This is a genomic window from Sinorhizobium sp. RAC02 (genome assembly GCF_001713395.1).
GTDB lineage: Bacteria > Pseudomonadota > Alphaproteobacteria > Rhizobiales > Rhizobiaceae > Shinella.
The window spans coordinates 3,180,867-3,187,500 of sequence record NZ_CP016450.1 but is presented as its reverse complement, the minus strand read 5'-3'; the positions used below and the strand labels follow the sequence as shown (position 1 = coordinate 3,187,500).

General features: G+C 61.9%; 6 protein-coding genes, 1 tRNA gene and 2 rRNA genes (1 of these 9 running past the window's edge). 6 read left to right on the top strand and 3 right to left on the bottom strand.

Features of this window, described 5'->3' with window-relative positions:
- The 3 genes from BSY16_RS15405 to BSY16_RS15395 form a co-directional block, all read left to right on the top strand.
- Nucleotides 1-724 (top strand): 23S ribosomal RNA (locus tag BSY16_RS15405); it begins 2,074 nt to the left of the window's first position.
- A gap of 122 nt (nucleotides 725-846) precedes the next feature.
- Nucleotides 847-961 (top strand): 5S ribosomal RNA (gene rrf / locus BSY16_RS15400).
- A 191-nt stretch (nucleotides 962-1,152) separates the two neighbouring features.
- Nucleotides 1,153-1,229: transfer RNA gene (locus tag BSY16_RS15395), tRNA-Met, on the top strand.
- 81 nt (nucleotides 1,230-1,310) lie between these two features.
- On the opposite strand, the gene BSY16_RS15390 is transcribed toward BSY16_RS15395, so the two are convergent.
- On the bottom strand, nucleotides 1,311-2,228 hold the full coding sequence (locus BSY16_RS15390) for a LysR family transcriptional regulator (RefSeq protein WP_069060477.1): 918 nt from the start codon (nucleotides 2,226-2,228) through the stop codon (nucleotides 1,311-1,313).
- 140 nt (nucleotides 2,229-2,368) lie between these two features.
- Between BSY16_RS15390 and BSY16_RS15385 the strand changes: the two genes are divergently transcribed.
- From BSY16_RS15385 to BSY16_RS15375, 3 genes are all read left to right on the top strand, one after another.
- Nucleotides 2,369-2,818: a nuclear transport factor 2 family protein gene (locus BSY16_RS15385; protein ID WP_083242924.1), complete on the top strand. Its 450-nt coding sequence runs from the start codon at nucleotides 2,369-2,371 to the stop codon at nucleotides 2,816-2,818.
- Between the two features lie 292 nt (nucleotides 2,819-3,110).
- On the top strand, nucleotides 3,111-3,569 hold the full coding sequence (locus tag BSY16_RS15380) for a YbaK/EbsC family protein (protein ID WP_069060476.1): 459 nt from the start codon (nucleotides 3,111-3,113) through the stop codon (nucleotides 3,567-3,569).
- A 291-nt stretch (nucleotides 3,570-3,860) separates the two neighbouring features.
- Nucleotides 3,861-5,153 carry an NCS2 family permease gene (locus tag BSY16_RS15375; protein WP_069060475.1) on the top strand — a complete coding sequence of 431 codons (1,293 nt, stop codon included), beginning with the start codon at nucleotides 3,861-3,863 and terminating at the stop codon, nucleotides 5,151-5,153.
- Between the two features lie 53 nt (nucleotides 5,154-5,206).
- Here the strand turns inward: BSY16_RS15375 and BSY16_RS15370 are convergent, their stop codons facing one another.
- Nucleotides 5,207-6,004 carry an SRPBCC family protein gene (locus BSY16_RS15370; RefSeq protein WP_069060474.1) on the bottom strand — a complete coding sequence of 266 codons (798 nt, stop codon included), beginning with the start codon at nucleotides 6,002-6,004 and terminating at the stop codon, nucleotides 5,207-5,209.
- Entirely contained in the window at nucleotides 5,988-6,599 is a 612-nt protein-coding gene (locus BSY16_RS15365; protein ID WP_069061567.1) for a winged helix-turn-helix domain-containing protein, read from the bottom strand. The genes BSY16_RS15370 and BSY16_RS15365 overlap by 17 nt, the downstream gene beginning before the upstream one ends.
- Nucleotides 6,600-6,634 lie beyond the last annotated feature (35 nt).

The following is a 6,634-nucleotide window of genomic DNA, read 5'->3' as shown; positions in this document are numbered from 1 at the left end:
CCTTGAAATACCACCCTTATCGTCATGGATGTCTAACCGCGGCCCGTTATCCGGGTCCGGGACAGTGTATGGTGGGTAGTTTGACTGGGGCGGTCGCCTCCGAAAGAGTAACGGAGGCGCGCGATGGTGGGCTCAGACCGGTCGGAAATCGGTCGTCGAGTGCAATGGCATAAGCCCGCCTGACTGCGAGACTGACAAGTCGAGCAGAGACGAAAGTCGGTCATAGTGATCCGGTGGTCCCGCGTGGAAGGGCCATCGCTCAACGGATAAAAGGTACGCCGGGGATAACAGGCTGATGACCCCCAAGAGTCCATATCGACGGGGTTGTTTGGCACCTCGATGTCGGCTCATCGCATCCTGGGGCTGGAGCAGGTCCCAAGGGTTTGGCTGTTCGCCAATTAAAGCGGTACGTGAGCTGGGTTCAGAACGTCGTGAGACAGTTCGGTCCCTATCTGCCGTGGGTGTAGGAATATTGACAGGATCTGTCCCTAGTACGAGAGGACCGGGATGGACATATCTCTGGTGGACCTGTTGTGGCGCCAGCCGCATAGCAGGGTAGCTATATATGGAATGGATAACCGCTGAAGGCATCTAAGCGGGAAACCAACCTGAAAACGAGTATTCCCTTGAGAGCCGTGGAAGACGACCACGTTGATAGGCCGGGTGTGGAAGCGCAGCAATGTGTGAAGCTTACCGGTACTAATCGCTCGATTGGCTTGATCGTTCTCATTGTTCATGCTCATCAGCCCCAAACGGGGCGATGACGCCAAGACGTGTTCACAAAATTAAGACAAACGAAGAGGCAATCCCTCTTCTACCAGCTTCTCGAATATTGCCTTTAGCCGACCTGGTGGTCATGGCGGGGTGGCTGCACCCGTTCCCATTCCGAACACGGCCGTGAAACGCCCCAGCGCCAATGGTACTTCGTCTTAAGACGCGGGAGAGTAGGTCGCCGCCAGGTCTGCTAAAGGCAATATCAAGCTTCTCATCACACAGTCGGCCCCGCCGAAGCTCAAGGGCCGCCTAAAGCGGTCCTTTTTGTTTGCAGTACGTCCCTTACACGAGACAACTGCTTCGCAATGGCTCGGCAGAACGCATAACCGCCAAGGCGGTTACGCAACCGCGACAACACCAAAGAGTGCTGTCGCTTGGCGCGGGGTGGAGCAGCCCGGTAGCTCGTCAGGCTCATAACCTGAAGGCCGCAGGTTCAAATCCTGCCCCCGCAACCAAATCAAACAAAGCCCCGATGCAGAAATGCAACGGGGCTTTTTGTTGTTTTGGGTAGGTGGGAAAAGGAGCCAAGCGTATCTTCAGCCGATGCTCGGGGACTGTTCTGCGTGTTCGCGCAAGCGATTGATCAGCCAGCGCCCGGCCGGGCCGGGCGGCGTGTCACGTCGATGCAGGGCGTAAGCCGTCACCAGTTTGCCGCCCTGCCATATCGAGGGCTCCACATCCAGTTCAACGAGCTTTCCCGCGGCGATGTCCGCTTCGACCATCCAGGCCGGCATGCCGCCCCAACCGAGCCCTGCCTGGAGAAACGCGTGTTTTGCACCCAGATCGGCAAGCCGCCATGTCTTCTGTGCAATGACACCAAATTGCCGCCCCTGTGACAGGCTGGATCTGTCGGTGAGCACGAGCTGGACATAGCGGGAAAGCTGTTCGCGTCGAACCGGTGACTTCAGTTGCGCGAGCGGATGTGATGGGGCCACGACCATGATCAGGTTGAAGCTGTAGAGGCGCTCCGGCTGCAGTTCTTGCGAAAACAGCGGCGCGACGCCGGATATTGCGAGAGAGCAGCGTTTTTCGAGAACCGGTTCGATGACCGCGCCAAGGCCCTCGACATAGACCCGAAGCTGCGTATCGGGAAAGGTCAACTCGAAATCCATGACGGCGGATGTGAAGATCTGGATCGGGAACGTGACATCGATGGCGATGGCGAGTTCGGGTTCGATGCCGCTAGCGAGATCCCTGGCGCGAGCCTTGAACTGGCCGGCTTGCTGCAGCACGGCCCGCGCTTCCTGGGCGAGTGCGGCTCCTGCTGCGGTCGGCAAGGGATAGCGGCCGGCGCGTTCGAACAGTGTCACGTTCAGTTGTATTTCCAGACCCGCTATCGTTTGGCTCACGACGGACTGCGCGCGCCCGATCTTGCGCCCGGCAGCGGAAAAACTGCCCTCGTCCACCGCCGCCACGAGCGTGCGCAACTGATCGAGTGTGATTGATTCAATCATATTTTCGTCTCGAAAATCATTCGTTGCAGGGGTAGAGGGCGATTCACATATCGGAATAACCGATGATTCGTATCGAGTAATATAGGCTATTTCGATGGGTAAAAGTGTTCCATGCAGTGGATGCAAACTCGGAGAACACGATGTCGAATGCCGCTGCCGTCTCTGTCCCTTCGCCGCGCGAAGTGGCTGAATTGTATCTTGCAAGGGTTGGTGCTTTCTGGGGCGCACCCGACGCCTCGGAAAGGTGTGAGGCAATTGCCGATCTCTTTGCCGATGACGTGGATTGGCACGTTGCGGGCGATCCTGCTTTGGTGCCTTGGGCGGGCAGGCGTCGGACCCGTGAATCCGTGCGTGCCTTCTTCCCTGCCCTGGCCCAGGGCGTCGAGCCGCGCCGGTATCAAGTGAAGCGGATTCTGGCCGACGATACGATGGCGGTCATCGTCGGCGAGCTGATGTCTGCGATCCGGTCAACCGGCAAGCTTGTCGAGTCGCCCTTCGCCATCGAATTGACAGTTCTTGAGGGCAGGATCACGCGCTATCAATTGCATGAAGACAGCTACGCGGTGGCCCTCGGCACCAGCGCAGGGTAGAGAATAGGCAGCGCCGAGTTCCCTGCGCCGGCTTGCTGCCGAAAGTCATCATCGCAGCATCTCTGACCGGGGTGGGTACGTGATGGCACGAAACAGCCTAGCATGGGCCTCGAGGCCAGATAGGACCGCAAGTTAAAACGGTTGCTGGCTTCCGCAGCCAAAGACATACACGTCCAAAACCCCGGCACGCACACGCGGCCGGGTTTTTGCGTTCCAGGGGAGGGAAGCATTGACTGCTTCGCCTTCCGGCAGCCTCTTGCGCGATGGCCGTGTCACTGGCTATGAAAGTACCATGTCGCTCGAATCCGTCCGCACCTTCTTTTCCGAACATGCCCCCGATATCGCGGTGCTCGTCACCGAGCAGAGCTCGGCGACCGTGACGCTGGCCGCGGAGGCACATGGGGTGGCGCCGGGGCAGATCGCCAAGACGATCTGCCTGCGCATCGGTGAGGAGATCGTCCTGCTGGTCGCCGCCGGCACGGCGCGGCTCAGCAACCGGAAATTCAAGGATCGTTTTGCCGCAAAGCCCCGCATGCTCGATGCGGAGCAGGTGCTGGCCGTGACTTCACACCCGGTCGGTGGCGTGTGCCCGTTCGGGCTACCTTCGCCCGTACCGGTCTATTGCGATGTGTCGCTTCGGCCTTTCGACGAGGTCGTCCCGGCGGCCGGTGCCACGAATGCGGCTGTGCGCATTGCGCCGGAGCGGCTGGTTGGGCTTGTTCAGGGTGCGTGGGTCGACGTCTGCGAGTGACGCAGCCCCCCTGCGGATCCGGCAAAGTGTGCGGCCGCTCGGGGGAATCGTGAAAGAGTTTCGCTAAAATTCGGGGAAATGCCCGGCTGGCAAAATTCCGCTCAAACACGCATTATGACGAAACTGTGATCAACCGCGGCCGGCTTCCGGCGGACAGCGGCGCGCGGACGCGGGAAGCCGCGGGCAGGCGGTTCGCAGTGCGAAGCGTCGGCTAGGTTCCGGGTTGCTGGAGGAGCATTTGGCCCGGAGGTTTTGCACGGCGCAGCCGCTGGCGCGCCAGGGGGAGAAAACATGTTTGAACGGCTTTTCAAGCTGAGTGAGCACGGTACGACCGTGCGCACAGAGGTGATCGCGGGTCTCACGACCTTCCTCACCATGTCCTATATCATCTTCGTAAACCCTGACATCCTGTCGACGACGGGCATGGACCGGGATGCCGTCTTCGTCGCGACCTGTCTTGCGGCGGCCCTCGGCTCGCTGGTCATGGCGCTCGTCGCCAACTGGCCGATCGGCATGGCGCCCGGCATGGGCCTCAACGCCTTCTTCGCCTTCACCGTCGTGGCGGCCCTCGGCTTCACCTGGCAGCAGGCGCTGGGCGCGGTCTTCATTTCCGGCCTCATCTTCGTCATCCTGACGGTGACCGGGGTGCGCAGCTGGCTGATCGAAGGCATTCCGCATTCGCTGCGCAGTGCCATCGCTTCCGGTATCGGCCTCTTCCTCGGCATCATCGCGCTGAAGAACGCCGGCATCGTCGTCGACAATCCGGCGACGCTTGTCGGCCTCGGCAGCCTCAAGGAAACCGGTCCGCTGCTGGCCATCCTCGGCTTCTTCATCATCGCCGTGCTCGATGCGCTGCGGGTCAAGGGTGCGATCCTGATCGGTATTCTCGCCGTGACGATACTCTCCTGGATCACCGGCGTCAGCCAGTTCCAGGGCGTCGTCTCGGCTCCGCCGTCGATCATGCCGACCTTCCTGCAGCTCGACATCATGGGTGCGCTGCATGGCGGCCTGCTGCATGTTATCCTGGTCTTCGTGCTCGTCGAAGTGTTTGACGCCACCGGCACGCTGATCGGCGTCGCCAAGCGCGCCAATCTTATCCAGGAAGGCAAGAAGAGCCGCCTCGGCCGCGCGCTTCTCGCCGACAGCACGGCGATCGTCGCCGGTTCGCTGATCGGCACGAGCAGCACCACGGCCTATGTCGAAAGCGCATCCGGCGTACAGGCCGGCGGCCGCACGGGCCTCACCGCCTTCACCGTCGCCATCCTGTTCCTCGCCGCCCTCTTCATCTCGCCGCTTGCCGGCTCCGTGCCGACCTATGCAACGGCACCGGCGCTGCTCTACGTGGCCGGCCTGATGATGCGGGAACTGACGGAAGTCGAATGGGAAGACCTGACGGAAGCGGCCCCGGCAGCGCTCACCGCACTCGCCATGCCCTTCACCTATTCGATCGCCAACGGCCTCGCCTTCGGCTTCATCAGCTATGTCGTGCTGAAGCTGTTCACCGGCAAGTGGAAGCAGATCCATCCGGCGACGGCAATCGTCGCGGTTCTCTTCATCATCCGCTTCGCTTTCTTCGCGGAATAACAAACCATCACTCAAAGGAACGGGCCGCGTGATGAGCGCGGCCCGTTTTCGTTTCAGGACCTGGCAATCTCGTCGAGCCAGGCCTGCCATTTTGGTTCGGTCGCGGCCGCGGTGTCGCCGGCCTTCGGTCCGTAGAAGAAGCGGCAGACGCTGAGCCGGACCGTTTCTCCCATGCGGTAGATGCCGAACAGGCCGACGCCCGGCACGTCGCCGGCAATGTGCATCAGGACATAGCGCTGCTCCGCGTCCTGCCGCACGCCGGTGACCTCGCCATAAAATGTTTCGCCGGCTTCCACGGTCCAGTTTTCGCCGGCATCGGCCGTTTCGTGGCCAAGACCGTCGAGCAGCTTGCGCCAGACCACCAGGTCCTCGCCCTGCGCATTGGCGCTGATCTGGAAGGACGCGGCATTTTCACCCGCATGATGGGAGAGGTAGAGCCGCAGCACCTCGATGAAGCCGGGCCAGCCCGATTCGAAGCCTTCCATCTGGTCGTCCCAGTCATCCGTCGCGCTGAACAGCGAATGCACCATGCGCACGAGGCATTCATCGCCCGAGCGGGCGACAATGCTGATTTCGGTGGCGATCGGCGGGGCGTTCTCGGCCCAACCCACCTCGACATAGCCGAAGCGGTGCGGTGGCTCCCAGCCCGTGACCGTACCGCCGGAGGTAACACCCGGCATGAAGTGGAAAGTCAGTTGGCCGCCGATCTTCTCCTCGATCTCGGCGCGTGTGAACCAGGCCGCGTTGCCGGGTCCGGTCGCCATGGCCTGCCAGACCTGATCCGGCGTACCGGGCACGAGAAATTCCATTTCCACCCAGCGCTTGCCGCTGGCGTCAAATTTCGTCGGCATCGTGTTTCCTTTCGGTTTCTGGAGGGGCGGGATAGGCGGCGACCACCAGCCTGTGCGGCCGGCCGCCCGGGGTCGTGTCGTCATGGTAGCGGGCTGCAAGGGTTGTGACCGCGCGGGTGAGATCGGCGGTAAAGGCCGCACGGTCGGCGGGCGACGCAAAGCGGATCGTCGTGTCGATGGAGAGGGTCGCCAGTCGCTTGTCCGTTGCCCGCGCACCGCGCCAGAGCGCGCCCACTTCGCGGACGATGCGGGCGGCGAGCGCAAGGAGATAGCTGGCAGAGAGCCGGTCGCCATGGATGGCAGGATCGGCGTCGAGCGGGCCAAGCGCTGCGGGCGAGACGACATAGGCGCGCGCCGTCGCCACCATCAGGCGCTCGGTGATGCCGCCCCATTGCCGCTCCTCGGCCTGTTGTACCAGCTTCTGCTCTTCCAGCGCCTTCAGGTGATAGTTGACCTTCTGGCGCGTCAGGCCGACCCGGCCGGCAAGGGCGGCTGCGGAGGCGGGAACCGAAAGCTCGGCAAGCAGGCGCGCCTTGATCGGATCAAGGGCGAGCATCGCGGCGGCCGGTGTGTCGATGATATCGAGGTCGAGCATGCCGCAGGATTCCATTGACAAGAAAATTTGTCAAG